This is a genomic window from Pseudomonas sp. GW460-12-10-14-TSB1 (genome assembly GCF_017349775.1).
In the GTDB taxonomy this organism is placed as follows: domain Bacteria; phylum Pseudomonadota; class Gammaproteobacteria; order Pseudomonadales; family Pseudomonadaceae; genus Aquipseudomonas; species Aquipseudomonas piscium.
In genome coordinates this window covers 78745-104997 of sequence record NZ_JACNAC010000010.1, presented here as the reverse complement: position 1 = coordinate 104997, position 26253 = coordinate 78745, and the positions used below count along the sequence as shown (strand labels likewise).

At 63.2% G+C, this 26253-nt stretch carries 23 protein-coding genes and 1 pseudogene; 10 read left to right on the top strand and 14 right to left on the bottom strand.

Going from position 1 to position 26253, the window contains the following annotated elements; all coding sequences use genetic code 11:
* Positions 1-137 precede the first annotated feature (137 nt).
* The gene (locus J4D52_RS09380; protein ID WP_025805940.1) at positions 138-512 is read left to right on the top strand and encodes a tol-pal system YbgF family protein; all 375 of its coding nucleotides are present in this window, start codon (positions 138-140) and stop codon (positions 510-512) included.
* Between the two features lie 152 nt (positions 513-664).
* The gene (locus J4D52_RS09375; RefSeq protein WP_025805939.1) at positions 665-1024 is read left to right on the top strand and encodes a PilZ domain-containing protein; all 360 of its coding nucleotides are present in this window, start codon (positions 665-667) and stop codon (positions 1022-1024) included.
* A gap of 3 nt (positions 1025-1027) precedes the next feature.
* Here the strand turns inward: J4D52_RS09375 and J4D52_RS09370 are convergent, their stop codons facing one another.
* The 6 genes from J4D52_RS09370 to J4D52_RS09345 are packed head-to-tail and all read right to left on the bottom strand — an operon-like array spanning position 1028 to position 7776.
* Positions 1028-2359: a DUF58 domain-containing protein gene (locus J4D52_RS09370; RefSeq protein ID WP_063432792.1), complete on the bottom strand. Its 1332-nt coding sequence runs from the start codon at positions 2357-2359 to the stop codon at positions 1028-1030.
* 13 nt (positions 2360-2372) lie between these two features.
* The gene (locus J4D52_RS09365) at positions 2373-3398 is read right to left on the bottom strand and encodes a MoxR family ATPase (protein ID WP_053280631.1); all 1026 of its coding nucleotides are present in this window, start codon (positions 3396-3398) and stop codon (positions 2373-2375) included.
* The gene (locus J4D52_RS09360) at positions 3395-4558 is read right to left on the bottom strand and encodes a DUF4350 domain-containing protein (protein ID WP_102677827.1); all 1164 of its coding nucleotides are present in this window, start codon (positions 4556-4558) and stop codon (positions 3395-3397) included. The genes J4D52_RS09365 and J4D52_RS09360 overlap by 4 nt, the downstream gene beginning before the upstream one ends.
* Positions 4555-6093 carry a DUF4129 domain-containing protein gene (locus tag J4D52_RS09355; RefSeq protein WP_102677828.1) on the bottom strand — a complete coding sequence of 513 codons (1539 nt, stop codon included), beginning with the start codon at positions 6091-6093 and terminating at the stop codon, positions 4555-4557. Before J4D52_RS09355 ends, J4D52_RS09360 begins: the two co-directional genes overlap by 4 nt.
* Positions 6080-7057: a stage II sporulation protein M gene (locus J4D52_RS09350; RefSeq protein ID WP_025806027.1), complete on the bottom strand. Its 978-nt coding sequence runs from the start codon at positions 7055-7057 to the stop codon at positions 6080-6082. The genes J4D52_RS09355 and J4D52_RS09350 overlap by 14 nt, the downstream gene beginning before the upstream one ends.
* A complete protein-coding gene (locus J4D52_RS09345) occupies positions 7054-7776 on the bottom strand; it encodes an RDD family protein (protein ID WP_102677829.1) in 723 nt (240 codons plus the stop codon). Before J4D52_RS09345 ends, J4D52_RS09350 begins: the two co-directional genes overlap by 4 nt.
* A 182-nt stretch (positions 7777-7958) precedes the next feature.
* Here J4D52_RS09345 and sbcB point away from each other — a divergent pair, with 182 nt between their 5' ends.
* The gene (gene sbcB / locus J4D52_RS09340) at positions 7959-9389 is read left to right on the top strand and encodes an exodeoxyribonuclease I (protein WP_009050490.1); all 1431 of its coding nucleotides are present in this window, start codon (positions 7959-7961) and stop codon (positions 9387-9389) included.
* Between the two features lie 104 nt (positions 9390-9493).
* Here sbcB and mvaT read toward each other — a convergent pair whose 3' ends face one another.
* The gene (gene mvaT, locus J4D52_RS09335) at positions 9494-9868 is read right to left on the bottom strand and encodes a histone-like nucleoid-structuring protein MvaT (protein ID WP_007931174.1); all 375 of its coding nucleotides are present in this window, start codon (positions 9866-9868) and stop codon (positions 9494-9496) included.
* Between the two features lie 338 nt (positions 9869-10206).
* Here mvaT and purU point away from each other — a divergent pair, with 338 nt between their 5' ends.
* A complete protein-coding gene (purU, locus tag J4D52_RS09330; RefSeq protein WP_007931173.1) occupies positions 10207-11055 on the top strand; it encodes a formyltetrahydrofolate deformylase in 849 nt (282 codons plus the stop codon).
* 78 nt (positions 11056-11133) lie between these two features.
* Positions 11134-11316, top strand: coding sequence for a hypothetical protein (locus J4D52_RS09325; protein WP_102677830.1), 183 nt, complete (start codon positions 11134-11136; stop codon positions 11314-11316).
* Between the two features lie 65 nt (positions 11317-11381).
* Here J4D52_RS09325 and J4D52_RS09320 read toward each other — a convergent pair whose 3' ends face one another.
* The 4 genes and pseudogenes from J4D52_RS09320 to J4D52_RS30730 all read right to left on the bottom strand — a co-directional run.
* A complete protein-coding gene (locus tag J4D52_RS09320; RefSeq protein WP_173678566.1) occupies positions 11382-12158 on the bottom strand; it encodes a DUF2334 domain-containing protein in 777 nt (258 codons plus the stop codon).
* Positions 12151-13272 carry a glycosyltransferase family 1 protein gene (locus tag J4D52_RS09315; protein ID WP_102677831.1) on the bottom strand — a complete coding sequence of 374 codons (1122 nt, stop codon included), beginning with the start codon at positions 13270-13272 and terminating at the stop codon, positions 12151-12153. The genes J4D52_RS09320 and J4D52_RS09315 overlap by 8 nt, the downstream gene beginning before the upstream one ends.
* Before the next feature lie 171 nt (positions 13273-13443).
* On the bottom strand, positions 13444-14208 hold the full coding sequence (locus J4D52_RS30735; RefSeq protein ID WP_370686811.1) for a methyl-accepting chemotaxis protein: 765 nt from the start codon (positions 14206-14208) through the stop codon (positions 13444-13446).
* Positions 14209-14301: 93 nt separating this feature from the next.
* Positions 14302-15333: pseudogene (locus J4D52_RS30730) on the bottom strand (cache domain-containing protein); the annotation flags it as partial.
* 184 nt (positions 15334-15517) lie between these two features.
* Between J4D52_RS30730 and J4D52_RS09305 the strand changes: the two are divergent.
* Positions 15518-17005, top strand: a complete 1488-nt coding sequence (locus tag J4D52_RS09305; protein WP_025805922.1) for a helicase HerA-like domain-containing protein — start codon at positions 15518-15520, stop codon at positions 17003-17005.
* A 15-nt stretch (positions 17006-17020) separates the two neighbouring features.
* Here J4D52_RS09305 and J4D52_RS09300 read toward each other — a convergent pair whose 3' ends face one another.
* Positions 17021-17476 (bottom strand): DUF721 domain-containing protein, encoded by a 456-nt coding sequence (locus J4D52_RS09300; protein WP_102676950.1) that lies wholly within the window; start codon positions 17474-17476, stop codon positions 17021-17023.
* A 306-nt stretch (positions 17477-17782) separates the two neighbouring features.
* On the opposite strand from J4D52_RS09300, the gene secA reads away from it, so the two are divergent.
* The 4 genes from secA to J4D52_RS09280 all read left to right on the top strand — a co-directional run bounded on the left by secA (position 17783) and on the right by J4D52_RS09280 (position 23527).
* Entirely contained in the window at positions 17783-20524 is a 2742-nt protein-coding gene (secA, locus tag J4D52_RS09295) for a preprotein translocase subunit SecA (protein WP_102676951.1), read from the top strand.
* Positions 20525-20647: 123 nt separating this feature from the next.
* A complete protein-coding gene (gene argJ, locus J4D52_RS09290; protein WP_023966924.1) occupies positions 20648-21865 on the top strand; it encodes a bifunctional glutamate N-acetyltransferase/amino-acid acetyltransferase ArgJ in 1218 nt (405 codons plus the stop codon).
* A 94-nt stretch (positions 21866-21959) separates the two neighbouring features.
* Positions 21960-22592, top strand: coding sequence for a glutathione S-transferase (locus J4D52_RS09285; RefSeq protein WP_063432786.1), 633 nt, complete (start codon positions 21960-21962; stop codon positions 22590-22592).
* The gene (locus tag J4D52_RS09280; protein WP_102676952.1) at positions 22589-23527 is read left to right on the top strand and encodes a Nudix family hydrolase; all 939 of its coding nucleotides are present in this window, start codon (positions 22589-22591) and stop codon (positions 23525-23527) included. The genes J4D52_RS09285 and J4D52_RS09280 overlap by 4 nt, the downstream gene beginning before the upstream one ends.
* A 69-nt stretch (positions 23528-23596) precedes the next feature.
* Here J4D52_RS09280 and J4D52_RS09275 read toward each other — a convergent pair whose 3' ends face one another.
* A complete protein-coding gene (locus J4D52_RS09275; protein WP_102676953.1) occupies positions 23597-24175 on the bottom strand; it encodes a cob(I)yrinic acid a,c-diamide adenosyltransferase in 579 nt (192 codons plus the stop codon).
* 2 nt (positions 24176-24177) lie between these two features.
* Positions 24178-26214, bottom strand: coding sequence for a HAMP domain-containing sensor histidine kinase (locus J4D52_RS09270; RefSeq protein WP_102676954.1), 2037 nt, complete (start codon positions 26212-26214; stop codon positions 24178-24180).
* Positions 26215-26253: the final 39 nt, after the last annotated feature.

Below are 26253 nucleotides of genomic sequence, written 5' to 3'. Positions count from 1 at the left end.
GCGCAACGAGAGGCTACTATGGTCCGAAGCTGTAGTCATTGTTCGTTTGCACTACTTATTCGTTTGTTTCTTTAAACGAACATTCCTGAAGATTTTCCAACGCGGGTCGATAACGTGCACAAGACAGGAGAACCCCCATGCGATTCGTGCTCATTGCTGCCCTGGCCGTCAGTGTTGTCGGCTGTACCCGCTGGTCGATGGACCATCATCTGAATACCGCCTACCGCGCCTATGACGCCGGCAACTGCGAACGGGTGATACTCGAACTGAGCCAGGTCGACCGCACGAGTCGCTCGCGCCCTTATATCCAGCCCGAGGTATCGATGCTGCGCGGACAGTGCCTGGAGCGGCAGAAGCTGTTCCTCGATGCTGTGCAGACCTATCAGTACATCATCACCGAGCACCCCGGCAGCGAGTACGCCTACCGCGCCCGCGCGCGCCTGGAAACCCTGCAGCAACTGGGGCATTACCCTTCGCGCAGCAGCGCTCAGGCGCGTCCGACCGCGTTGTAACGATCTTCATCGTGCCGTCGCTGGTCCCGCATGAGTCTTGAACTAACATCTGTGGGCCTGTTTTAGAGTATCGTTTCTAAAATGGGCCGGCCGGGGCCAGCAGTCCTCGGTGCGACGATGCGCAATGACCTTCTTAAATAGCGATGCATGACATGTTCACGGACCGGCGGATCGAGCGGCACCAGTTGCCGTGTTTTTTGAAAGTGTTCAATCGGCTGACCGATCGACCCATCGGTTATCTGGGCAACGTCTCCGAAGACGGCTTCATGTTGATCAGCCAGTTGCCGATGCTGATCGGCGCCGATTTCGAGTTGCGCCTGCAGGTTCCCGGTCGCGACGGCCAGTTGCAATCGATCGAGATCACCGCCTCCTGCCGCTGGTGCCATGAAGATGTCACGCCCCATCATTACGACACCGGCTTCGTGCTGCTGCGTTCGCCTCCCGAGTACCGCGAGCTGGTGACGGCCTTGCGCACCTACTTCAGTTTCTACCCGTTGCAGACCTCCGCCTGAGCGTTACAGCGTCCCGGCCTTTTTCCAGCTGAGGTAACGGGTCACCAGCTCTGCCCCCAGTTCACCCGGCCGCACATCGAGCAGGGCAACGCCCTGGGCGCTCAGGCGCTCATGCAGGTTGGTACGGGCATTCAGGTAATTGATCGTGCCGCAGTAGGCCAGGGCGTCGGGCAGGTTGTGCACCGGCGCCTGGCGCAGCTGATCGAGGACTTCCTCGCGCAGGCTGGCCACCAGCACCCGATGCTGGCGCCCGAGACGCTTGACCGCGGTCAGCAGTTCCTCGTCGTCCTCGTCCCTCAGGTTGGTCACCAGCACCACCAGGGCCCGGCGTTTCTGCCGCGCCAGCAGCTCGCTGGCGGCGGCCTGGAAGTCGGCGCAGCGCTGGCTGCTGTCCAGGTCGTAGACAGTGTTGAGCAAGGCACTCAACTGGCCCACGCCCTTGACCGGCGCCAGGTAGCGGCGGCGTTCGCCGGCAAAGGTGCTCAGGCCCACCGCATCGCCCTGGCGCAAGGCGACATAACTGAGCAGCAGGCAGGCGTTGAGCGCATGGTCGAAATGCGCCAGTTCCCCGTCCTGGCTGCGCATGCGTCGGCCGCAGTCGAGCATGAAGACGATCTGCTGGTCGCGTTCGTCCTGGTACTCGCGGGCAATCGGCGTGCGTTGCCGGGCGGTGGCTTTCCAGTCGATCTGGCGCAGGCTGTCGCCCTCGCGAAACTCGCGCAGCTGGTTGAACTCCAGGCCCAGGCCGCGACGTGGCTGTTGCCGCACGCCGATCTGGTTCAGCCAGTTGTCGACGGCCAGCAACCGGGCGCCGTAGAGGCGGGCGAAATCCGGGTAGACGCGCGTGCTGTCGTTGAGCTTCAACAACCGACGCGCCGACCACAGGCCCAGCGGGCTGGGCAGGCTGACCTCGCAGCGCTCGAAGTTGAAATGGCCGCGCTTGAGCGGCCGCACCCGGTAACCCAGTTCCTGCGACTGGCCCGGTTCCAGCAGCAGCGACTGCGGCAGGTATTCGAAGCCCAGGCCGTCCGGCACATGATCGAACAGCTCCAGGGTCAGCGGCTGAGTAAAGTCGTGGCGAACCTCTAGGCGCACTTCGCTCCAGCGGCCCAGGGGCAGGCTGCCGGGCAACTGGCGCTGGAGCTGGGGCGAAGGCAGGCGCCTGAGCCGGAAGGCATCCAGCACGGCCAGCAGCAACAGGGCCAGGAGCAGGCCCCAGGCAATCGCTTGCAGGCTGGTCGCGACCGCCAGGCCATAGGCCCGCGCGGCGCCGAGCAGCACGTCCAGCGCCAGCAATACGCCAAGCCAGGTCAGAAACAGGCGTGAGGGTTTCATCGCTTCAGCGGGCTCACAGTCGCGGTGCCGGTACTTGATCGAGCAGTTGCTTGAGCACCTGCTCCACCGACAGGCCTTCGATATCCAGCTCCGGGGCGATCCGCACGCGATGGCGCAGTACCGCCAGGGCACAGCCCTTGATGTCGTCCGGAATGACGAACTCGCCGCCCCGCAACAAGGCCCTGGCCCGCGCCCCACGAACCAGGGCGATCGACGCCCGCGGCCCGGCGCCGAGGGTCAGTCCCGGCCAACTGCGGGTGGCCCTGGCCAGCCGCACGGCGTAGTCGAGGACCTGCTCGTCCAGCGGCAGGTCGCTGGCGATCCGCTGCAGGGCCAGCACGTCCTTGGCCTGCAGCAGGGTGCGCAGCGGCTGCACGTCGAGCATGTCGGCCCGAGGCGAGCGGGTGACCTGGCGGACCATGTTCAATTCCTGGTCGCTGTCCGGGTAATCCATGCGCAGCTTGAGCATGAAACGGTCGAGCTCGGCTTCCGGCAGCGGGTAGGTGCCTTCCTGTTCAATCGGGTTCTGCGTGGCCAGGACCATGAAGGGCTGGACGATGGGCAACGCCCGGCCTTCGAGGGTGACCTGGCGCTCCTGCATGGCTTCGAGCAGGGCAGCCTGGGTCTTGGCCGGCGCGCGGTTGATCTCGTCGGCCAGCAGCAGGTTGGTGAACAAGGGGCCCTTGCGCAGCTTGAACTGCTCGGTCTGCAGGTCGTAGACCGCATGGCCGGTGACGTCGCTGGGCATCAGGTCCGGGGTGAACTGGATACGCGCGAACTCGCCGCCGAAGCAACGGGCCAGGGCGCGCACCAGCAAGGTCTTGCCCAGCCCGGGCACGCCTTCGAGCAGCACGTGGCCGCCGGCGATCAGGGCGGTGAGCACGTCGTCGATCACCGCGTCCTGGCCGATCACTGCCTTTTGCAGTTCATGGCGCAGGGCCTGGGCCAACTGGCTGGCGCGCTGGCGTTGCTGGACGGCATGCGCTTGCGCATGACCGGGCTCGGTGGCGGGAAGCGGTTCGGCGGGAAGGTCGCTCATAGGGCATTCCTGAGAGTTTGCAGGTGGGTGACCAGGCGGCTGAAGTCGGCGCTGGAAAGGCGTTGTTTCGGCTGGGGGGCCAAGGCCTGGCTGATGACACTGTCCGGTTGCCGGGTGAGGCGGGCGAGGACCTGCCCTTGTTCGGCGGCGGTGAGTCGTTCGAAACCGGGATGACGATGCTGGGCGCGGCGCAGGATGTCCTGGCGCAGGGCGTGCAGCAGCCCTTGCTGGCCGGTATGGCGCAACAGGAAGCGGGCACTGGCTTGCAGGTGCTCGCGCAACTGGCGCCGGGCTTTGGGCGTCGGGGCCTGCATCGGTCCGTGGCGAACCCCGACATGCCACAGCCACAGGCCGAGCAGCGCGGCGAGGGCGACCAGCGCCTGCGGGAAGTACTTCAGCAGCAGGCTCCAGAGGCTGTCGTGATCGGTGTCGAACAGCAGGGTGACGTCGCTGTCGGCGCTCAGGTACCAGAGCAGCCAGGCGTTGTCGTACTTGGCGATGAACGGGGTCTTCCAGATCTCGGCGTCGGTGAGCACGGTAACCGAACCCTTGCCGTAGCTCAGTTGCATCATGTGGGTCGCCCGGGCGCTGTTGGCCCAGGACTGGGCGAGGTTGTCCGGGTCTTCCAGATGGAAGTCAGTGTCGAAACCGATGTAGGCCGGGGCGTCTTCGTCTTCCAGGTAGAGCTTGGTCAGTTTCGGGTAGGGCTCTTTGCCGGCGTTGGGCGGTGGGGCTTTCAGGTCCTTGCTGAGAAATTGGCGCAGGTGCAGGCGATCGAGCAGCAGGTCGCCGCTGCGTCCAGCCTCTTTGTTCCACAGTGCTTCGGCGACGAACAGCAGGCGCCCGCCGGCCCTGGCCCAGTCCAGTAGTTGCTCGACCTGCTGCGGCGTCATGTTCGAGCGCTCGCCCAGCAGCAACAGGCTGTGTTGTTCCGGCTTGAGGGTCGGCAGCACCTCCAGGCCGTTGGCGTGGTGAACCTGCAGGCCGCGCTGGCGCAGGAACATTTCCGCCGCCAGGTAAGGGTTGGCGCGGGCTTGCGGGGAAGGGCCGTGATCGATGGTTTCCTGGTAGGGCCTGGCGTTGAGGTAGAGGTACAGCAGCAAGCCGCCGAGCAGGCCGGCGACCAGCAGCGCGAGCAGCGGCAGCAGGCGCCGGTTCACCGTGGAACTCCCGGGCCGAACAGGGTCCGCCAGCCATCGCACAGTTCCTGCTTCAGCTGTGCGGGAGGCAGGCGATGACCGTAGGCCAGGTTCTGCCAGTGCTGGGTCAGGCTGCTGCTGAACGCCTGGAGCTGAGGCAACTGTAAAGCCTTGATCTGCTCGAGGACCTGGCCCTCGGTGTCCGCCGGTTTCAGCGGCAGGCGGAAGTCATGCAGGAGCCGGCTCAGCAGCGCGCGGTACAACAGCCCGAGGGCCTCCCGAGGCTGCTGTGGCCAGAGCGCTTCGGCAGCGGCGGCGACATCTTCGGGCAAGGCGTCGGGGCTGAGGTCCAGGCCGAACAACTGTTGTGGAGCGGTTCGCGCGGGGACCTTGCCGGACCGCGGTCGGCGGCCGACAAAGGCCCGCAACCACTCACGATGACGCCACACCAGCAAGGCCAGCGCCCCCAGTAGCAGGGCCCAGAGCAGGATCTCCAGGGCTTTGGCCGCGGCGCCGAAGACACTGTTGTCGAGCAGATCGGTCAGGGCCTTGAGCCAGCCCGGCAGCTCAGATTCTTCAGCGCTTTTCGGGCTGTCTTCGTCGAACCGGTAACGGGTCAGGGTCTGCGGGTTCTTGAAGGGCGGCTGGTCGAGGATCTGGTTGATGCTGTCTTTCGCGGCCTGGCTGGTCAGCGGCTGATCCAGCAGGCGCGGGCTGTCGGGCGTGGCGAGCGGTTCGGCGGCCCAGGCCTCGGGCGCCAGGGGCAGCAGGCTCAGGCTGCCCAGGACCAGTAGCAGGGCGACGCCGCTCAAGCGCTGCCGCAGGCGGCGCAGCACCAGTTCGATATCCCAGGCCTCCAGCAGTGTGCGGCGATTGAGGTAAAGGCTGAAGCCGCAGGCGACGTACACCGGCTCCCAGATAATCAGGATCAGGGCATAAAAGGCGTTGGTCAGGTGTTCGAGCCAGAGCCAGTCCTGCTGGGCGGCGGCGATCAGGGTCTGCCAGTCCCAGTCCAGCTCGATCTGCTGTGGCAGCAGCAGATAGAACAGCGCCAGTAGGCCGATCCACAAGATGCCTTCCAGGTGCACGCCGATCAGGGTCAGCCAGTGCGCGGCCCCGGCATTGCGCTGTAGCAACACGTGCACCCGCTGCTGGCGCGCCTCGCCGCTCAGGCCTTCAAGCTGCACCACGGGCATGATGAAACTGCGGCTCAGGCTCAGGCGGCGCCAGGTCAGGCTGGCCAGCAGTTGCGGCTTGAGCAGCCGTGGCCATTGGCGCAGGGCCTGGCGCAAGGTTGGGGTTTCGCCGAACAGGGCCTTGGCGAGGATGTACAGCGGCAGCCGTTCGAAGGCCGGCTTGAGCCACCAGAACAGCAGCAGGGCGAGGGTGGGCGAATCCCAGAGCAGCAGGCTGAGCAGGGCGAACACCGGCAGGGTGATCAGCGCCCAGCTGGTCATCAGCAGGCGCCGGTGGCGCTGGCTCAGCAATACGCCCAGGTCCATGGCTTCCCAGGTCGTGCGCGGGCGAATCACCACGCTGGCTTCACTCAGGCGCATGACGGCGTCCAGCGAATATCAGGTAGGCCAGGACCAGCAGCCAGCAGGCGCCGCCGACCAGGTATTTGATCCAGGCCGCGGGCCAGGTCAGGGAGGACCAATAGGCTTCGATGAACGCGGCGATCAGCAGGAATAGGATGACCCCGCAGATCAACTGCACACTGGTGCGCGCGGCCAGCAGCAAGGCTTCGCCGCGGGGCAGGCGCCCGGGGGCGATCAGCGCCCAGCCCATTTTCAACCCCGCCGCGCCGGCCAGGGCGATGGCGCTGAGCTCGAAGGCGCTGTGGCCGACGACGAACGACCAGAAGGTGGCGCCATAGCCGATCTGGGTCAGGTGGCCGGCCACCGCGCCGATGGTCAGGCCGTTGAAAAACAGGAAGAACAGGCTCCCCAGGCCAAACAGCAGGCCGCTGGCAAAGGTCTGAAAAGCGATGCCGATGTTGTTCATGATGTAGTAGCCGAACATCATCCAGTCTTCGCCGGCGGCGCGGTTGGCGAGCCGGCCCAGGCGGCTGGCGTTCGGGTCGTAGAGGCGTTGCATCTCGGCCACCTGTTGCGGGCTGATCACGCTGTAGATCAGCTCGGGCACCAGGTACACCAGCAGGCCGATACCCAGCAGGCTGCCAAAGAACACCAGGCTGGCGGCCAGGACGAAGCGCCATTGCTCGCGCACGAGCTGCGGGAAACCGGCCAGGATGAAGCCCAGGACCCGGGCGCCCAAGGGGCTGCGTTGGCGATAGAGCTGCTGATGGCCACGCAGCGCCAGTTGCTGCAACGGATCGACCAGGAAGCTACTGTAGCCGCGCTCCTGGGCCAGGGCCAGGTGCTGGCACAGGCGCCGGTAATCCTCGGGGAAACGGGCGCAGGTCTCGGGCGTCGCCTGGCCGCGTTCCAGTTGCTCGAGCTGTTCGCGCAGGCGCTGCCACAAGGCTTGATGACGGCTTTCGAACAGGCTCTGTTTCATGTCGGCCCCAGCAGCCCGCGGGCGATGCCGTTGAGTTCCGCAGTGGCTTGCGCAGGCGTGACATGCAGGGGCTCGGCGAGCAGGGCGGCCAGTTCCTGGACCCGCTGCTCGGACAGTTGCTCCTGGCGTTCGGCGAAGCTGAGGATGGCTCGTTGTTCGGCCAGGCTCAGGGTGAAGGCGGCGGTTTTGGCGGGCACTGCCGGCAAGGTCGGGCGGACCACCGGCTGCTCGCGGTAGATCACCAGCGTGCCGGCGGCCAGGTCGCCGAGGCGCTTGAAGGTCGGGTGCTGCAGGCAACTGATGGCGCCGAGGCAATAACCGAACGGCAGCATGTCGACAAAACGCAGCAGGTTGCGGGTCAGGGAAGGGCCCCAGCCGATGGGGGTGCCATCGTCCTGCACGACCCGCAGGCCCATCAGTCGCTTGCCTGGCGAGCAGCCCTGGTTCAACACCTCGAACAGCACCATGTACCACCAACTGACCAGAAACAGCAGGATCGAACCCAGCCCCATGCCGAGCTGCCCGAGAAACCCCAGGACAATAAACAGTACGCCGAGGATCAGGCCACGAAAGCCCAGGTCGATGGCAAAGGCCAGGGCACGCGACATCAGCCCCGCCGGCCGCAGCGGCAGGTCGATGCCTTCTGGCGTTTCGACCTGGTAGCGGGTGTCCAGCGGTGGGGGCAATGCTTTCCCTGGCAGTGCTGTCGTCTCGAGCATAGGCAACTTGAGGCTGGCCTGGTGGCGATGGATGACCGCCTGATGCTAGCAGTGTCGGAGGGGCGAACGACATCATTAACTGTCTCGCGTGACGTGCGCCGTTACCCTTGAATCGCAAGAAGGCTGGCCGCGGCCGATGCCAAGCGCCTAGACTTCGCCGGTCTTTTGCTCAGGAACAGCCCGTGACTTCCATCTTCTGGTACGACTACGAAACCACCGGCATCAACCCGCGCTGCGATCGGCCGTTGCAGGTGGCAGGGATTCGCACCGACTTCGAGCTCAACGAGATCGGCGAGCCGGTCAATCTCTATTGTCAGCCCAGCGACGACATCCTGCCCCATCCGGCGGCCTGCATGATCACCGGCATTACCCCGGGCCGGCTGGCCGAGCAGGGGTTGAGCGAAGCCGATTTCATGACCCGGGTGCACGCCCAGCTGGCGGCGCCGGGCACCTGTGGCGCTGGCTACAACACCCTGCGCTTCGACGACGAGATGACCCGCTACAGCCTGTACCGGAATTTCTTCGACCCTTACGCCCGCGAGTGGCAAGGCGGCAACAGCCGTTGGGACCTGATCGATGTGGTGCGCACCGCTTATGCCTTGCGCCCGGAAGGGATTGTCTGGCCACGGGACGAGGAAGGGCGGGTGACCCTGAAGCTGGAGCGCCTGACGGCAGCCAATGGCATCGATCACGGGCATGCCCACGAAGCGCTGTCCGATGTGCGCGCCACTATCGCCTTGGCCAAGTTGATTCGCGACAAGCAGCCGAAACTGTATGAATGGCTGTTCCAGTTGCGCAGCAAGCAGAAGGTCATGGACCAGATCCGCCTGTTGCAACCGCTGGTGCATATTTCCGGGCGCTTTTCCGCGGCGCGCAGTTATGTCGGCGTGGTCCTGCCGCTGGCCTGGCACCCGCGCAATCGCAATGCCCTGATTGTCTGCGACCTGCACCTGGACCCACAGGGATTGCTCGACCTGGACGCCGAGACGTTGCGCCAGCGCTTGTATACCCGCCGCGAAGACCTGGCCGAAGGCGAGTTGCCGGTGCCGTTGAAGCTGATTCATATCAATCGCTGCCCGGTCGTCGCGCCGCTGAATGTATTGCGTGGCGAAGACCAGCAGCGTTTGCAACTGGACATGGCGGAATATAAGGCCCGGGCGCTGCGGCTAAGTGACGCACAAGAAGTTTGGCGGGATAAACTTGCGGCTATTTATGCCAGCGAGGATTTTGCCCCCAGCCTCGATCCCGAGCAGCAGTTGTACGACGGTTTTATCGGTGATCGCGACCGACGCTTATGCGAACAAGTGCGCAATGCCGAGCCGGTTCATTTGGGGCAAGAGCAATGGCCGTTCGATGATGAACGTTTGCCGGAATTATTATTTCGTTATCGCGCCCGTAACTTTCCTGACACCTTGAACGGGGAGGAGCAAGAACGCTGGAAAACATTCTGTCAGCAGCGCCTGTGCGACCCGCAGTGGGGAGCGCCCAATACCCTGGAAAGTTTTAATCAGGCGGCTGCCGAACTACTGGCGAGTGCTACATCGATTCAGCGTCAGGTGCTGGATGAATGGCAGGATTACAGCCGGTCGCTGGCGCTGCGTTTCGGCCTTTGATTGTTCGGCTTAGAACATTTCGGGCGTTTGCCGGAAATAAAAAAACGCCAGCAAGCTGGCGTTTTTTCATAAGGTCGCAAATCCCTCTGTGACGGGCGTACGGCTTAACCCAGCAGGGTTGCCCAGCCTTCGACCACGTCGCCGCCCCACTTGGCTTTCCACTCTTTCAGAGTTTTGTGGTTGCCACCCTTGGTTTCGATGACTTCGCCGTTGTGCGGGTTCTTGTATTGTTTGACCTTGCGTGCGCGCTTGGTACCGGTAGTTTTGGCGGCAACACGTGGCGCTTTAACTTTCGAGTCCGGATCCAGCAGCGCGATGATGTCGCGCAGGGACTTGGAGTATTCACCCATCAGGGCGCGCAGTTTGCCTTCGAATTCCAGCTCGGCTTGCAGTTTGTCGTCTTGCGACAGGTTCTTCAAACGGGCTTGCAGCTCTTTGATAGCTTCTTCTGTGGCGCGGTATTCGTTGATCAGGGACATGAGAATTGCCTTATGTTGAGTGCTGAGTGGCAGGTGACAGTGGCGTAATAATAGTCAGGCAGTTTGCCCAAGTAAACAATAAAGCCGTCTTTTATTTAATTTGATTAGAGTGTTTAGCAAAGAAGCTGAGTGATGAGTTAAATGTTGTGAACGAGTCCGCAGGAATATTCCCCAAAGAGTTATAGGACTATTTCCAAGTGTGACTGATTTCCCTCTCGCATCGGGCATGAGCCCTACGGGCGGCTCAGAGGAATCGGATTCCGACATCACGAATACTGCAGTTTTGTCGCGCAATCGCTAGAATGGCGGCCTTTGCGAAGTTCTGGAGTTTCCCCCTCATGCGCACTTTTCGGTTGGTGATTTCTTGCCCGGACCGCGTTGGCATCGTTGCCAAAGTCAGTAACTTTCTGGCGTCCCACAACGGCTGGATCACCGAAGCCAGTCACCACTCGGATGACCTGAGCGGCTGGTTCTTCATGCGTCACGAAATACGTGCCGATTCTTTGCCGTTCGGCCTTGAAGCCTTCCGTGAAGCCTTTGCGCCGATTGCCGAAGAGTTCTCGATGGACTGGCGCATTACCGATACCGCGCAGAAGAAACGCGTGGTGTTGATGGCCAGTCGCGAGTCCCATTGCCTGGCGGACCTGCTGCACCGCTGGCACAGCGACGAACTCGACTGCGAAATCTCCTGTGTGATTTCCAACCACGACGACTTGCGCAGCATGGTCGAGTGGCATGGCATCCCTTATTACCACGTGCCGGTCAACCCACAGGACAAGGAGCCGGCGTTCGCCGAGGTCTCGCGCCTGGTCAAGCAGCACGATGCCGAAGTGGTGGTGCTGGCGCGCTACATGCAGATCCTGCCGCCGGAACTGTGCAGCGAATACGCGCACAAGGTGATCAACATCCACCACAGCTTCCTGCCATCGTTCGTCGGCGCCAAGCCTTACCACCAGGCTTCCCTGCGTGGCGTGAAGCTGATCGGCGCGACCTGCCACTACGTGACCGAAGAGCTGGACGCCGGCCCGATCATCGAGCAGGACGTGGTCCGTGTCAGCCACAGCGACAGTATCGAAGACATGGTGCGTTTCGGCCGTGACGTCGAGAAGATGGTCCTGGCCCGCGGCCTGCGCTACCACCTGGAAGACCGCGTGCTGGTGCACGGCAACAAGACCGTAGTGTTCTGATCAAAGGTGCTTTGACCGAATCCGCCGGGCCTGTGCATTCAAGCTTCAGGCCCGGCGATTTTTCATAAGGATCGGCCGATGAGTGATCCACTGGATAAAGCCACATCCAAGGCACCCGCCACCCTCGGTGAGGGCTGCCTGAGCCGCTACGACCCAGATGACATGAGCGCCGAGGACGGTACCGAATTTCCCGGTGCCGCCGAGTTGTGGCAGCAGTTGCAGCAGGATGTTCCGGATACAGACCCGCCTAAGCCTGCTTGAGCTTCATCAGGGTGCGCAGCAAGGGCGCCCGACCATCAGCAAGAATACCGACCCGATCGTCCGGCTCATGGGGCACCGCGCGCCCTCGGCGGCTGGGTGTCCAGCCAGTCGGCCTTGGTCAGCGGTATGCGTCCTTGCTCCAGCAGGCGTTCGAGGATGTCCAGCCAGTACTGGCGCGAGTCGGGGTAACGCATGTCCACCGGGTGCAGGCCGAGGCGAATGACCGGTGCCTGTCGCCAGCGTCGTTCGCGTTGGGCGTTGACCAGCCGGGAGACTTGTCGGCGCCAGGCGCTGCGGGCGCTCCACACCAGGCCGGGGGCGGCGATCGGCGAGAAGTCCGGCAGCCGGTACAGATGCTGCGGGCCGCTGGTGTAGCGCAGGGGCAGTTGGCGCAGGGCCTGGCGTGTGCCCGGGCTCATCAGCCAGGCGGGGGCGACGAACCCCTGCACGGGCCAGTTATAGCGCTGGAACACTTCCAGCCCGGCATGCAGGCGTGCCAGGGCAGCATTTTCCGAGAGGCTGTGGAACTCGCCCTCACGGGTATACAGGCGGCGCATGAACCAGTCGTACGGGGTGCTCGGTGGCGGCTGGTCGTCGCAATGGAAGCAACCATGCAGCACCAGTTCGTCGCCCCGTTCCAGGCGCGCGCTGAGCAGCCGGCGAAAACCGGGATGGGCATCGAGCGGGTTGTGCCGGTGAAAATCCGGTACCACCAGCCAGGTCATCGGTACGTTGCCCATGGCGTCGACCGCTTCGACGAAGACTTGGTAGTCGATCCAGGTTTGTGGCGCGACATCGTGCAAGACCAGCAGCACGCTGGGCACACCGGCGGACTCAACCATGGGCCAGCATCGGCTGCTGGGTGCCGAGCACGGCGCGATAGTGCTCCAGCAGGCTGGCGACCACCCTATCCCAAGCGTAGTAGCGCTCGACATGCCGGCGCGCCCGTTGGCCTCGCTCGGCACACCCCTGGGCGAACAGCTCTTGCACGGCATTGGCCATCGCCAGCGGATTGTTCGGTGCACAGAGCAAGCCACCTTCCGCGGTGACGATTTCCTGAAAGGCACCGGCGGCCACCGCGACCACCGGAATGCCGCTGGCCATGGCTTCCAGGATCACCAGGCCAAAGGTTTCCTGGTCCCCGGCGTGGACCAGGGCATCGGCGCTGGCCATCAGGCGGGCGACCTGAGGGGCGGGGCAGAACTGGTTTATCACCGTGACATTCTCCGGTACCGCGGTCGGCATGGCCGAGCCCACCAGCAACAGGTGGTAGCGCTTGCCCAGGCGTTGCATGCAGTTGAGCAGCACCGGCAGGTTCTTTTCCTTGGAGCCGCGACCGGCAAAGATCAGCAGGCGGCAGTCTTCGGCAATCCCCAGTGCGGTGCGCAGGCCGGGGTCGCGGTGACTCGGGTGGAAGGTCTGCAGGTCCACGCCCAACGGTTGCACATAGACGTTGCGCACGCCCAGGCCGATCAGTTTGTCGGCCATGACCTGGCTGGGGGCCAGGACCCGGTCGAAGTTGCCGTACAGCTTGCGCACGTAGGCTTCGACATTCGGGGTCAGCCAGGGGCCCATGCGGTTGCTGACCAGCAGCGGCAGGTCCGAGTGATAGAAGCCGATCACAGGTACGTCCAGCTGGCGCCGGGCATCCAGGGCCGCCCAGGCGGTGAGGTAGGGATCGCCGACTTCGATCAGGTCCGGTTGCAGGTCCTGCAGGATATTGCGCCAGGGCCCCAGGCGCAGGGGAAAGCGGTAGCCCTTGCCAAAGGGCAGGGGGGGAGCGGGGACTTTATAGATACCGTCGCGTTCGTTGAAGTGGGCCCCGGGAACCAGCAGGCTGTGACGGATGCCTGGCTGGCGTCCCAGGCGACGGTGCTTGGCGTCCAGATAGGTGCGCACACCACCGCTGGCAGGGGCGTAGAACATGGTTATGTCAGCGATATGCACGATGATCATCCCTCCGATCCGCTGCTCTCCTTAGGGTTGACCCTTATCAAGGATAGATGTTCGGTCGGGCTGCCGTGGCGCTTGGCGAAGTGTCTGGATGAACGGTTTGCTGCGGATGCAGGAACGATTGTCGCCAGTCCGGTGCCTGGATTTTGCCCTGGCACCGGGTAGCTGAAGGGGTCAGATACGGAAGCTGCCGACCAATTGCTTCAGGCGTGCGGCCTGCTGTTCCAGGTCGGAACAGGCGCGCAGGGTCGACTGCAGGTTTTCCACGCCTTCCTGGTTCAGGGTGTTGATCTCGGTGATGTCCATGTTGATCGACTCCACCACCGAGGTCTGTTCCTCGGTCGCGGTGGCGACCGACTGGTTCATGCCGTCGATCTCACCGATGCGCTGGGTCACGCTGTTCAGGCGTTCGCCGGCCTGGTTGGCGATTTCCACGCTGTCCTGGCTGTGGCGCTGGCTGTTGCTCATGGTGCTCACCGACTCGCGGGCGCCGACTTGCAGCTCCTCGATCATGGTCTGCACCTGTTGCGCCGACTCCTGGGTGCGGTGGGCCAGGTTGCGCACCTCGTCGGCGACCACGGCAAAACCGCGCCCGGCCTCGCCCGCCCGCGCCGCTTCGATGGCCGCGTTGAGGGCCAGCAGGTTGGTCTGCTGGGAGATGCTGGTGATGACTTCGAGGATCTGCCCGATGTTCACGGTCTTGCTGTTGAGGGTCTCGATGTTGCTGCTGGAGGCACTGATCATGTCCGACAGCTGGTTCATCGCCAGGATGCTGCGGTCCACCACTTGCTGGCCGTCCTCGGCCAGGTTGCGCGCATCGCTGGCTTGCTGCGAAGCCTGGGCGGCGTTGCGGGCGATTTCCTGGGCGGCGGCGCCGAGCTGATTGATCGCCGCGGCCACGCTGTTGGTGCGGCTGGCCTGCTCGTCGGAGTTGAGCATCGACGAGTTGGAAGCGCTGACCACCCGCAGGGCGACTTCGTTGACGTGCTCGGTGGCCGACGAGACTTCGCGGATCGAACCGTGGATGCGTTCCACGAAGCGGTTGAACGCGGTGCCGAGGATGCCGAATTCATCCTGGTTCTGGATGGTCAGGCGGCGGGTCAGGTCGCCTTCGCCCTCGGCGATGTCCTGCATGGCGCGGGTCATGACGTGCAAGGGCTGCATCAGCACCCGGATCAGCATGCCCAACAGGGCGATGATGATGGCCACGGCTATGACGGTGGCAATGATGGCCGAAGCGCGGAACTCGCTGAGCATCGAGAACGCCTTGTCCTTGTCCACGGACAGGCCGATGTACCAGTTCACCGACGGCAGGCCCTTGATCGGGGTGAAGGTGACGATGCGGGTCTTGCCCTCGACTTCGATTTCGCTGAAGTCGCCATTGATGCGCGGGGTGTTCTGCGGGTAGGCCTCGCTCAGGCTCTTCATCACCAGCGCCTTGTCCGGGTGCACCAGGATCTTGCCGTCGGCGCTGACCAGGAAGGCATAGCCCATGCCGTCGAAATCCAGGGCATTGAGGGTTTCGACCAGGGTCTGCAGGCTCAGGTCGCCGCCCACCACGCCGATGCTCTGCCCGGCATGACGCGAGGCGGTGGCGACAGAAATGATCAGCTGGCCGGTGGCTGCATCTATATAGGGTTCGGTGAGGGTCGAGCCACTACTGCTTTCGGCGCCCTTGTACCAGGGGCGAACGCGGGGATCGAAACCGTCGGGCATCTTCGCGTCTGGGCGGATGGTGAAGCTGCCGCTGGCATCGCCCAGGTAGGAGGCCATGAAAGTCGAGGTCAGGGCCTTCTGTTCGAGCAGGCTGGCGACCTTGGTCGATTGCGGGTCGATCGCCAGGTTTTGCGCCAGGTTTTCGATCAACAGGATGCGCCCGGTGAGCCAGGTCTGGATGTTGCTCGCGGTCACATCGCCCATTTCATGCAGGTAATTGTCCAGGTCTTCACGGATCGCGTTGCGCTGTAAGTAGTCGTTGTACAGCGTGAAGGAGGCGAAGGCGGCAATGACGATGAGGGCGGCGGCAAGCAGGATTTTATGGCTGAAGCGCAGGTTTTTGTTCATGGCTTGTGGTGTCCGCTAAGGTCTTAATGTCACGAGCGTGCTCTTATAAAAGCGCGCAAAATGGGCGGGGTTGAAAGTAAGTTGATATTTCCATCTCTCCTTAGGGAATTATCTGACCTATTTTTCAGTCTTTTCTGGTCTGATATCGGCCGGTCAAGGCTAAAGATTAATCATGGGTGACAAAATGCCGGATTCATCGCAACTCGTTATCGGTGCCGATCTCGCGGGGCAACCGATTGCCCAGGCCATGCGCCTGGCAAATCGTCACGGGCTGGTGGCAGGTGCTACCGGGACAGGGAAAACCGTCACTTTGCAACGACTGGCGGAAGCCTTCAGCGATGCCGGTGTCGCGGTGTTCGCCGCAGATATCAAGGGTGACCTGTGCGGCCTGGGAGCCGCGGGCAATCCCCAGGGCAAGGTGGCCGAACGTATTGCCGGGATGCCGTGGCTGAACCACAAGCCCCAGGCTTATCCGGTCACGTTGTGGGACATCCACGGGCAGTCCGGGCACCCGCTGCGGACCACCCTGAGCGAAATGGGCCCGCTGCTGCTGGGCAGCCTGCTGGAACTGACCGACAGCCAGCAGTCGGCGTTGTACGCGGCATTCAAGGTGGCTGACCGCGAAGGTCTGTTGCTGCTCGACCTGAAAGACCTCAAGGCGTTGCTCAACCACCTCAAGGACAACCCGCAGTTGCTGGGGGATGACGCGGCGCTGATGACCACCGGTTCCAGCCAGGCTTTGTTGCGGCGCCTGGCCACCCTGGAGCAGCAGGGCGCCGAAGCCTTGTTCGGCGAACCGGCCTTGCAACTGGAAGACATCCTGCAGCCGGCCAGTGACGGTCGCGGGCGGATCCACCTGCTCGACGCCAGCCGCCTGGTGCATGAGGCGCCCAAGGTCTATGCGACCTTCCTGCTGTGGCTGCTGGCCGAGCTATTCGAGCAACTGCCGGAGCGCGGCGATGCGGAAAAGCCGCTGCTGGCGCTGTTCTTCGACGAGGCCCACCTGTTGTTCGCCGGCACGCCCAAGGCGTTGCAGGACCGGCTGGAGCAGGTGGTGCGGCTGATTCGCTCCAAAGGCGTGGGCGTGTACTTCGTCACCCAGTCGCCGGGCGACTTGCCGGACGACGTGCTGGCGCAACTGGGGCTGCGCATCCAGCACGGCTTGCGGGCATTCACCGCCAAGGAACAGAAATCCTTGCGCGCCGTGGCGGATGGCTTCCGGCCGAACCCGGCGTTCGACGCGTTGTCGGTGCTGACCGAGCTAGGGATTGGCGAGGCGCTGGTCGGTACCCTGCAGGAAAAAGGTACGCCGGAGATGGTCCAGCGAGTGCTGGTGGCACCGCCGCAATCGCGCATCGGGCCGTTGACCGAGGCTGAGCGTGCCGCGCTGATCAGCAGTTCGCCGTTGGTCGGCCGTTATGACAAGCCGATCGACCGTGAGTCCGCCTATGAAGTGCTGATGGGGCGCAAGGGCCTGGCACCTGAAGCCGAGGCTGCGCCGGGCAAACCGGTTGCCGAGGAGCCGAGCTTTACCGATCGGGCCGGTGAGTTCCTCGGCACTGCCGCCGGTCAGGCCCTGAAGTCCGCCATGCGCCAGGCCGCCAACCAATTGGGCCGGCAACTGGTGCGCGGGTTGATGGGGTCTCTGCTGGGTGGCAGCAAGCGCCGCTGATCGATGGCTGGCCAGTTACGCCCGTGGTTTGGCGTGGCTGGCCAGGCGCTCCAGGGCCGCGCGCAGGTTGGGATCGGCGATGCCGTCGGCAGTGGCCTGAATGGTCTCGGCGGCATTGCTCGACAGGTCCATGGTGTGACCGGCCGCGCCGCGTTGCACGGTGGGAGGCTGCACCTTGAACAGGATCCGCGTCAGATTGTTGAACTCATTGAATTCCAGAAGCTGACGTTGCAGGCGTTTTTGCTGATAACGCAGGCGTGTCGCCCAGTGGCCGTCGGTAACGATCAGCAACAGGCTGCCTTCGCGCCAGGAGGCGACGTGGCAGTGCTCGCGCGCGGCCGGTTGCAGCTGGCTTTCCAGCAGGCGCTGCAAATGCGCCAGGCGCTGGGCGTGGCCGAGTATGGCTTTGAGGGGCTTGGCTTCGCGAAGGAGTACGGCGGGTGCTCTGGCCGTAAGAGGGCGAAATGCCATGATCAGACACCTGAAGTTACAGAGCCGCCATGGTAGCAGAAAGCGCTGGCCAGGCCTCGCTCATCGCGCAGGCGCGGCTTTATCTATTAAATCAATGGTTAACTTCGTACTCGTCCGGGTTGAAACTGGCGCAAAAGGCCTTATTGTAAGTGAGCCCCGTCACAGCGCTGTACCAGCATCGTGGAATAACGCCACTTTCCTCACCATCGTTTCCGGGTAGAATGCTCGTTCGCATGCGGCCATGAGGGCTGCACGGGCGACTCACGGGGCCGCCCTCCATCCCTATGTGTGGAAGATCCTGCCGATATGTTTGCGCCTTTGTTAAAGAAACTTTTTGGAAGCAAGAACGAGCGTGAAGTCAAACGCATGCTCAAGACGGTACAGATCGTCAATGCCTTCGAAGAGCAAATGGTGGCCCTTTCGGACGATCAGTTGCGCGCCAAGACTGAAGAGTTCAAGGCCCGCATAGCCAAAGGTGAATCCCTCGACAAACTGCTTCCCGAAGCCTTTGCGGTCGCCCGCGAAGCCGGCAAGCGGGTCATGGGTATGCGCCACTTCGACGTACAGTTGATCGGCGGCATGACCTTGCATGAAGGCAAGATCGCCGAAATGCGTACCGGTGAAGGCAAGACCCTGGTGGCAACACTGGGCGTTTACCTCAACGCGCTGTCCGGCAAGGGCGTGCACGTGGTCACGGTGAACGACTATCTGGCCCGCCGCGACGCCAACTGGATGCGCCCGCTCTATGAATTCCTCGGCCTGACGGTCGGCGTGGTCACGCCGTTCCAGCCGCCGGAAGAGAAGCGCGCTGCCTACGCCGCCGACATCACCTACGGCACCAACAACGAATTCGGTTTCGACTACCTGCGCGACAACATGGCTTTCAGCATGGAAGACAAGTTCCAGCGCGAGCTCAATTTTGCCGTGATCGACGAAGTCGACTCGATCCTGATCGACGAGGCCCGTACCCCGCTGATCATCTCCGGCCAGGCTGAGGACAGTTCCCGCCTGTACACCGAAATCAACAAGCTGATCCCGCGCCTTGAGCTGCACGTCGAGGAAGTGGAAGGCGAGGTCACCAAGGCCGGTCACTTCACCGTCGACGAGAAGACCCGTCAGGTCGAGCTCAACGAAGCCGGTCACCAGTTCACCGAAGAGATGCTGACCCAGGTCGGCCTGCTGGCGGAAGGCGAGAGCCTGTACTCGGCGCACAACCTGGGCCTGCTGACCCACGTCTATGCCGGCCTGCGCGCGCACAAGCTGTTCAACCGCAACGTCGAATACATCGTCCAGGATGGCCAGGTAGTCCTGGTGGACGAGCACACCGGTCGTACCATGCCGGGTCGCCGTCTGTCCGAAGGCCTGCACCAGGCCATCGAAGCCAAGGAAAACCTCAACATCCAGGCCGAAAGCCAGACCCTGGCGTCGACCACCTTCCAGAACTACTTCCGTCTGTACACCAAGCTGTCCGGCATGACCGGTACCGCGGATACCGAAGCCTTCGAGTTCCATCAGATCTACGGCCTGCAGGTGATGGTCATCCCGCCGAACAAGCCGCTGGCACGTAAAGACTACAACGACCTGGTGTTCCTGACCGCGGACGAGAAGTACGCCGCGATCATCAGCGACATCAAGGAATGCATGACCCAGGGCCGTCCGGTTCTGGTGGGCACCGCGACCATCGAAACTTCCGAGCACATGTCCAACCTGCTCCAGAAGGAAGGCATCGAGCACAAGGTCCTGAACGCCAAGTTCCACGAAAAAGAAGCGGAAATCATTGCCCAGGCCGGTCGTCCGGGCGCCCTGACCATCGCCACCAACATGGCCGGTCGCGGTACCGACATCCTGTTGGGCGGTAACTGGGAAGTCGAAGTCGCCTCCCTGGAAAACCCGACCCCCGAGCAGATTGCCCAGATCAAGGCCGACTGGCAGAAGCGTCACCAGCAGGTACTGGAGTCCGGCGGTCTGCAGGTGATCGCGTCCGAGCGTCACGAATCGCGCCGTATCGACAACCAGCTGCGTGGTCGTGCCGGTCGTCAGGGCGACGCCGGTTCCAGCCGTTTCTACCTGTCCCTGGAAGACAGCCTGATGCGCATCTTCGCCTCCGACCGGGTGAAGAACTTCATGAAGGCCCTGGGCATGCAGTCCGGCGAAGCGATCGAGCACCGCATGGTGACCAACGCGATCGAAAAGGCCCAGCGCAAGGTAGAAGGCCGCAACTTCGACATTCGCAAGCAACTGCTCGAGTTCGACGACGTCAACAACGAACAGCGTAAAGTGATCTATCACATGCGTAACACGTTGCTGGCCGCGGACAACATCGGCGAGACCATTTCCGACTTCCGCCAGGACGTGCTCAACGCCACCGTCAGCGCGCACATTCCTCCACAATCGCTGCCTGAGCAGTGGGACGTGGCCGGTCTGGAAGCTGCGTTGCAGAGCGACTTCGGTGTGAGCCTGCCGATCCAGCAATGGCTCGACGAAGACGATCACCTGTACGAAGAAACCCTGCGCGAGAAGCTGCTGAACGAGCTGGTGGCGGCGTACAACGAGAAAGAAGACCAGGCCGGTGCCGAAGCACTGCGCACCTTCGAGAAACAAATCGTTCTGCGCGTACTGGACGACCTGTGGAAAGACCACCTGTCGACCATGGATCACCTGCGTCACGGTATTCACCTGCGTGGTTATGCGCAGAAGAACCCGAAGCAGGAATACAAGCGCGAGTCCTTCACCCTGTTCTCCGAGCTGCTGGATTCCATCAAGCGCGACTCGATCCGTGTGCTGTCGCACGTTCAGGTTCGTCGCGAGGATCCGGTCGAGGAAGAGGCGCGCCTGCGTCAGGAAGCCGAGGCACTGGCTCAGCGTATGCAGTTCGAGCACGCCGAAGCCCCGGGCCTGGAGCAGCCGGAAGCGCTGGAAGAGGGCGTCGATGTCGACGTGGCCCTGGCCTCCGCTCCGGTACGCAACGAGCAGAAACTGGGCCGCAACGAACTGTGCTACTGCGGTTCGGGCAAGAAGTACAAACACTGTCACGGCCAGATCAACTAAGATTTTCGCCAGACACTGAAATACCCGCGCCGCGACCGGCATCAGCCGTCGCGGCGTTTTTCCATTCGCCGCACTGCCTTTTGCGATGGCAGTGCACACATCAGGTTAAAGAGGAGCGCATTCATGGCTGTTGGTCTTGGTCCTTTGCCAACGTTGCACCCGGTTGCCGGTTTTGAACTCGGTATCGCTTCGGCGGGCATCAAGCGCCCGGGGCGCAAGGATGTTGTGGTCATGCGCTGCGCCGAGGGCTCTACAGTGGCCGGTGTGTTCACCTTGAACGCGTTCTGCGCCGCTCCGGTGATCCTGGCCAAGCAGCGTGTGCAAGGCCCTGTGCGTTACCTGCTGACCAACACCGGCAACGCCAACGCCGGTACCGGTGAGCCAGGCCTGGCCGCCGCGACCCGCACCTGCGCCAAGCTGGCCGAACTGACGGGCGTCGATGCCAGCGCCGTGCTGCCGTATTCCACCGGGGTCATTGGCGAGCCGCTGCCGGTCGAGAAGATCGAAGGCGCGCTGCAGGCCGCGCTGGATGACCTGTCCGTGGACAACTGGGCCGCCGCGGCCACTGGCATCATGACCACCGACACCCTGCCCAAGGGTGCCAGCCGCCAGTTCCAGCACGACGGCGTGACCATCACCGTCACCGGTATCAGCAAAGGCGCGGGCATGATTCGTCCGAACATGGCGACCATGCTCGGTTACATCGCCACCGACGCCAAAGTCTCCCGTGAAGTGCTGCAGAACCTGCTGCTGGACGGTGCCAACAAGTCGTTCAACCGCATCACCATCGACGGCGATACCTCCACCAACGACTGCTGCATGCTGATCGCCACCGGCCAGGCAGCCCTGCCGGAAATCACCGAAGCCAGCGGCCCGCTGTTCGCCGCGCTGAAGCAGGCCGTGTTCGAAGTGTGCATGGAAGTGGCCCAGGCCATCGTGCGTGATGGCGAAGGCGCGACCAAGTTCGTCACGGTCGAAGTCAACGGCGGCGGCAATCACCAGGAGTGCCTGGATGTCGGCTACACCGTGGCCCACTCGCCATTGATCAAGACCGCGCTGTTCGCTTCCGACCCGAACTGGGGGCGTATCCTGGCCGCTGTCGGTCGTGCCGGTGTGCCGGACCTGGATGTGAGCAAGATCGATGTTTTCCTCGGCGAAGTGTGCATCGCCAGCCGCGGCGCGCGTGCCGCCAGCTACACCGAAGCCCAGGGCGCGGCGGTGATGCAGCAGGAAGAAATCACCATCCGCATCGAGCTGGGGCGCGGTGATTGCAGCGAAACCATCTGGACCACCGACCTGTCCCACGAGTACGTGAAAATCAACGCGGAATACCGTACCTGAGTACACCGCTACTCGCTTCGACGCATCACGTGTAGGAGCGAGCCTGCTCGCGATGGAGGCCCTGGGCCTCCATTCCCTCTGAAAGGTGCCCGACATGAATCTCCACCTGATCATCGGCGACAAACTCTATTCCTCCTGGTCGCTGCGCGCCGCCCTGGCGCTTGAGCTGGCCGGCGCGACTTACACCGAAGAACTGATTAAGCTGAACCAGCCCGATACCCGCGAGCGGATTCTCAAGCATTCGCCGACTGGCAAAGTCCCGTTGCTGAAGACCGAGCACGGCACCATCGCCGACTCCCTGGCGATTGCCGAATACCTGGTCGAGCGTTTTCCCGAAGCCGAGCTCTGGCCGCGCGATGTGGCCTCCCGGGCTCAGGCCCGCTCCGCCTGCGCGCAGATGCACAGCGGTTTCTTCGGCCTGCGCGGCAACCTGCCGTTCGACCTGAGCCGCGATGCCGCGCTGTCACCCATGCCGCCCGAAGCCCAGGCCGACATCGAGCGGATGCTGGCCTTGTGGGCCGAGTGTCGCGCAGCTGCGACCGAGCCAGGGCCTTTCCTGTTTGGCCGGGTCAGCCTGGCTGATGCCTTTTTTGCACCGATCGCCGTGCGCCTGCGCACCTATCGGGTGGCGCTGCCGGCCGTCGATGCCGCCTATGTTGAAACGATCTATCAATGGCCAGCCTTCAAGGCCTGGCAGAAAGCCGGTTTAGAGGAAGTTGTACGGTGAAACGAGTACATGTGGCGGCGGCCGTTATCCGTGATGCCGACGGCAGGATCCTGATTGCCCGACGTGCCGATACCCAGCATCAGGGCGGCCTCTGGGAGTTTCCCGGCGGCAAGGTCGAAGCGGACGAGGCGGTGGAAGCGGCGTTGACCCGTGAGCTGCAGGAGGAGCTGGGCATTCTGGTGTCCCAGGCGCGGCCGTTGATCAAGGTGCAGCATGACTACCCGGACAAGCAGGTGTTGCTGGATGTCTGGGAAGTTTTCGCTTTTACCGGCGAACCCCATGGCGCCGAGGGTCAGCCTTTGGCCTGGGTTACGTCCCGTGAGCTGGAGAACTACGAGTTCCCGGCGGCCAACCAGCCGATCGTGGCGGCGGCGCGTTTGCCGGGCGAATACCTGATCACCCCGGAAGACCTGGAAACACCGGCGCTGTTGCGGGGCATGCAGAAGGCTATTGCCGGCGGCATCAAGTTGATCCAATTACGTGCCCCCAACGGCTACGACCCGCAATACCGCGACCTGGCGGTGGATGCGGTCGGCCTGTGCGCGGGCAAGGCGCAATTGATGCTCAAGGGGCCGTTCGAATGGCTGGGGGACTTCCCCTCGGCGGGCTGGCATATCACCTCGGCGCAGCTGCGCAAATACGCCAGCGCCGGGCGCCCCTTTGGCAAGGAACGTTGGCTGGCGGCGTCCTGCCATGACGCTGAAGAGCTGTCCTTGGCGCAGCAGATGGATGTGGACTTCGTGACGTTGTCGCCGGTCCAGCCGACCCAGACCCATCCTGAGGCGCAGCCACTGGGTTGGGAGCAGGCCGCCCGACTGATCAGCGGTTTCAACAAGCCGGTGTACCTGCTGGGCGGCGTCGGTCCGGACCAGCGCGAGCAGGCCTGGGCAGCCGGGGCGCAAGGAGTGGCGGGGATTCGCGCGTTCTGGCCCTGAGGTCAGTCACCAGCCGGTTCGCTCCTGCATAAGTTGCAGGAGCGGGCTTGTTGGCGATCAGGGGGGGCGTTATTCGGGTTTCGCCGCCGCTTGCCAGAGAATCTCGGCAATCCCCTGGCGCTTGGCAATCAGGCGCGCCGCCACGAACAGCAAGTCGGACAGGCGATTGATATAGGCCAGGCCGACCCCCTCCAGCGGTTCCACGGCATTCAGATGCTGGCAGCGTCGCTCGGCACTGCGGGCCAGGCTGCGGCAAACATGGGCCTGGGCGATCAAGGCCGAACCGCCTGGCAAAATGAAATTCTCCAGTGGCCCCAACTCTTCGTTCCAGACATCAATGGCCGCTTCCAGGCGCTCGACTTCCGCGGTATTCAGTGCTTGATACACCGGCATGGCCAACTCGCCACCGAGGTCGAAGAGGCGATGCTGGCAGGGCGCCAGGACGTCGATCAGTTCCTGTAGGCCCGGATGCTCGATGCGCTGTTCGATCAGCCCGGCCAGGAGCAGCCCCAGCTGACTGTTCAGCGTATCGACTTCGCCGATGGCCTCGACCCGCGGATGGTCCTTGGGAACCCGGCGCCCATCACCCAGCCCGGTTTCGCCTTTGTCGCCGGTGCGGGTGTAAATCTTCGACAAGCGAAAGCCCATGCTTACCTCTCCAGTGGGGGATGTTCCAGTGGTGGCGGCTGACTGCCCGCCAATGGCAAACGCAAGGTGAAGCAAGTGCCCTGACCCTGCGTCGACTGCACTTCCATCTGGCCTTTGTGATTGTTGGTGATGATGAAGTACGAAACCGACAGCCCAAGGCCGGTGCCCTGGCCGATTTCCTTGGTGGTGAAGAACGGCTCGAAGGTCCGTTTGCGCACGTTTTCGCTCATGCCGATACCGTTGTCCTCGACCTGGATTTCCGCCCAGGGCGGGTTCAGCCGGGTGCGCAGGATAATGCGCCCGGGTTCGCTGTCGTCTACCCGCTGGTGAATGGCCTGGGCGGCGTTTTTCAGCAGGTTGAGCAGGACCTGCTCCAGTTCGTTGGCGGTACCGGGCACCGGCCCCAGTTGCGGGTCGAACTGGCGGATGATGGCTTGGCCCTTGAAGTCGAAGCCTATGGCCAGGTCGAAGTCGTTGCCGGCAATCTCCACCGCCTGGTCGATCAATGCCGGCAGGTCGCAAGGCGCCATCTGCCGGTTGCTGCGCCGGCTGAAACTGAGCATATGGGTCACGATCTTCGCCGCCCGGGCGCCAGCCTGCTGGATGCCATCGAGCAGTTGCGGCACTTCGCGGCTCTGCAGGTAATGGTTGACGGTTTCCAGCTCGATACCGATCTGCTCGGCATGTTCCTGATTCTTCGGCAGCTCGGGGGACAGGCGCCGGCGAATGTTCTGCACGTTGTGCAGGATGGCCCCCAGCGGGTTGTTGATTTCGTGGGCCATGCCGGCGGCTAGGCCACCCACGGAGAGCATTTTTTCCGACTGCACCATCATTTCTTCCAGGGACAGGCGCTGGGTGATGTCGTCGATCCGGATCACCACGCCGCGCCCGGTACCGCCCATCAGCGGGTAGAAGGTGAGGGCGTAGTGTCGGGCTTCGTCGTCCTTGACCCAGGTGACCCGCTCGACCTTGGTGACCGTATGCTGCTCCACGGTTTCCTTGAGCTGTGGCAGGAACGGCTTGAGCGGTTCGAAGGCGAGGAAGATCGGCTGATTCAGTGCTTCATCCAGGCGCGTGCCGGAGAGGGCGCTGGCCTCCTGATTCCATTGGGTGACGTAGAGCTGCTCGTCCAGGGCGATCAGGGCCGAGGGCATGGAGTCGATGATGCTGTTGAGGTAGTTCTGAAAACCGGTGAGTTTCTTTTCGATCTTGCTGCGCACCTGGACTTCCAGTTCCAGCTTGCGGTTGGTATGGCGGGTTTCTTCGGCCAGGCCCTGGGCCTGGTCATAGGCCGCCTGGGAATCGTCGCGGGCCCGCTTGAGTTGCTGTTCTCGCGCTTCGATGCGCGACAGCATGGTGTTGAAGGCCTCGGCCAGGCTGCCGATTTCATCGTGGTTGCCGCGGGCGGCGCGCAGGGAATAGTTCTCTTCGCGGGTCACCTGCCGGGACAGTTCTTCCAACTGATGAATGGGGCGGGTGATCAGCCGTTTGATCTGCCGGGCAATCACCAGCCACAGCAGCACGCTGAAGATCAGGATGCCCAGGCTCGCGGTCAGGGTGCCGGTGTAGAAGGCCATCGGCAGTTCACTGCTGGCCACCAGCAACAGATGGCCGGGAGGCTGGCCGGCGCGGGGCAGGGTGATGATCTGGTTGCTGCGAAATTCGGTCAGTTGCCAGGCTTCGATATGCCGATAGCGCTCCGGCAGGCTCAGGCGTTCGCCATGTTGCAGTTGGGCCAGGCGCGTGCCTTTGCCGTCATAGATCGCTGCGGCGCGCAGGGGGGAATAGCTGTTGAGTTCGTTGAGCAGTTTTTCAGCGTTTTGCGGCGAATCCAGCGCCTGTTCGGCCAGGGTCGGGTTGGACACCAGCCGGCCGATGGTCTGCAAGGCTTGCGGGGCCATGCTTTCCTGGGAGATCCAGTAGGCGGCGCTGATGAAGGTCAGGTTGGCGACCAGCAGTACGGTAATCAGCAGGACGAGCAAGGCGGCCAGCAGTTTTTGGCCGACCGGCAGGTTTTCAAGGCGCTGGCGCAATGGCATCGGGGACGTCGCTAGAGAGGAACACGTGGGCAGCGTAGC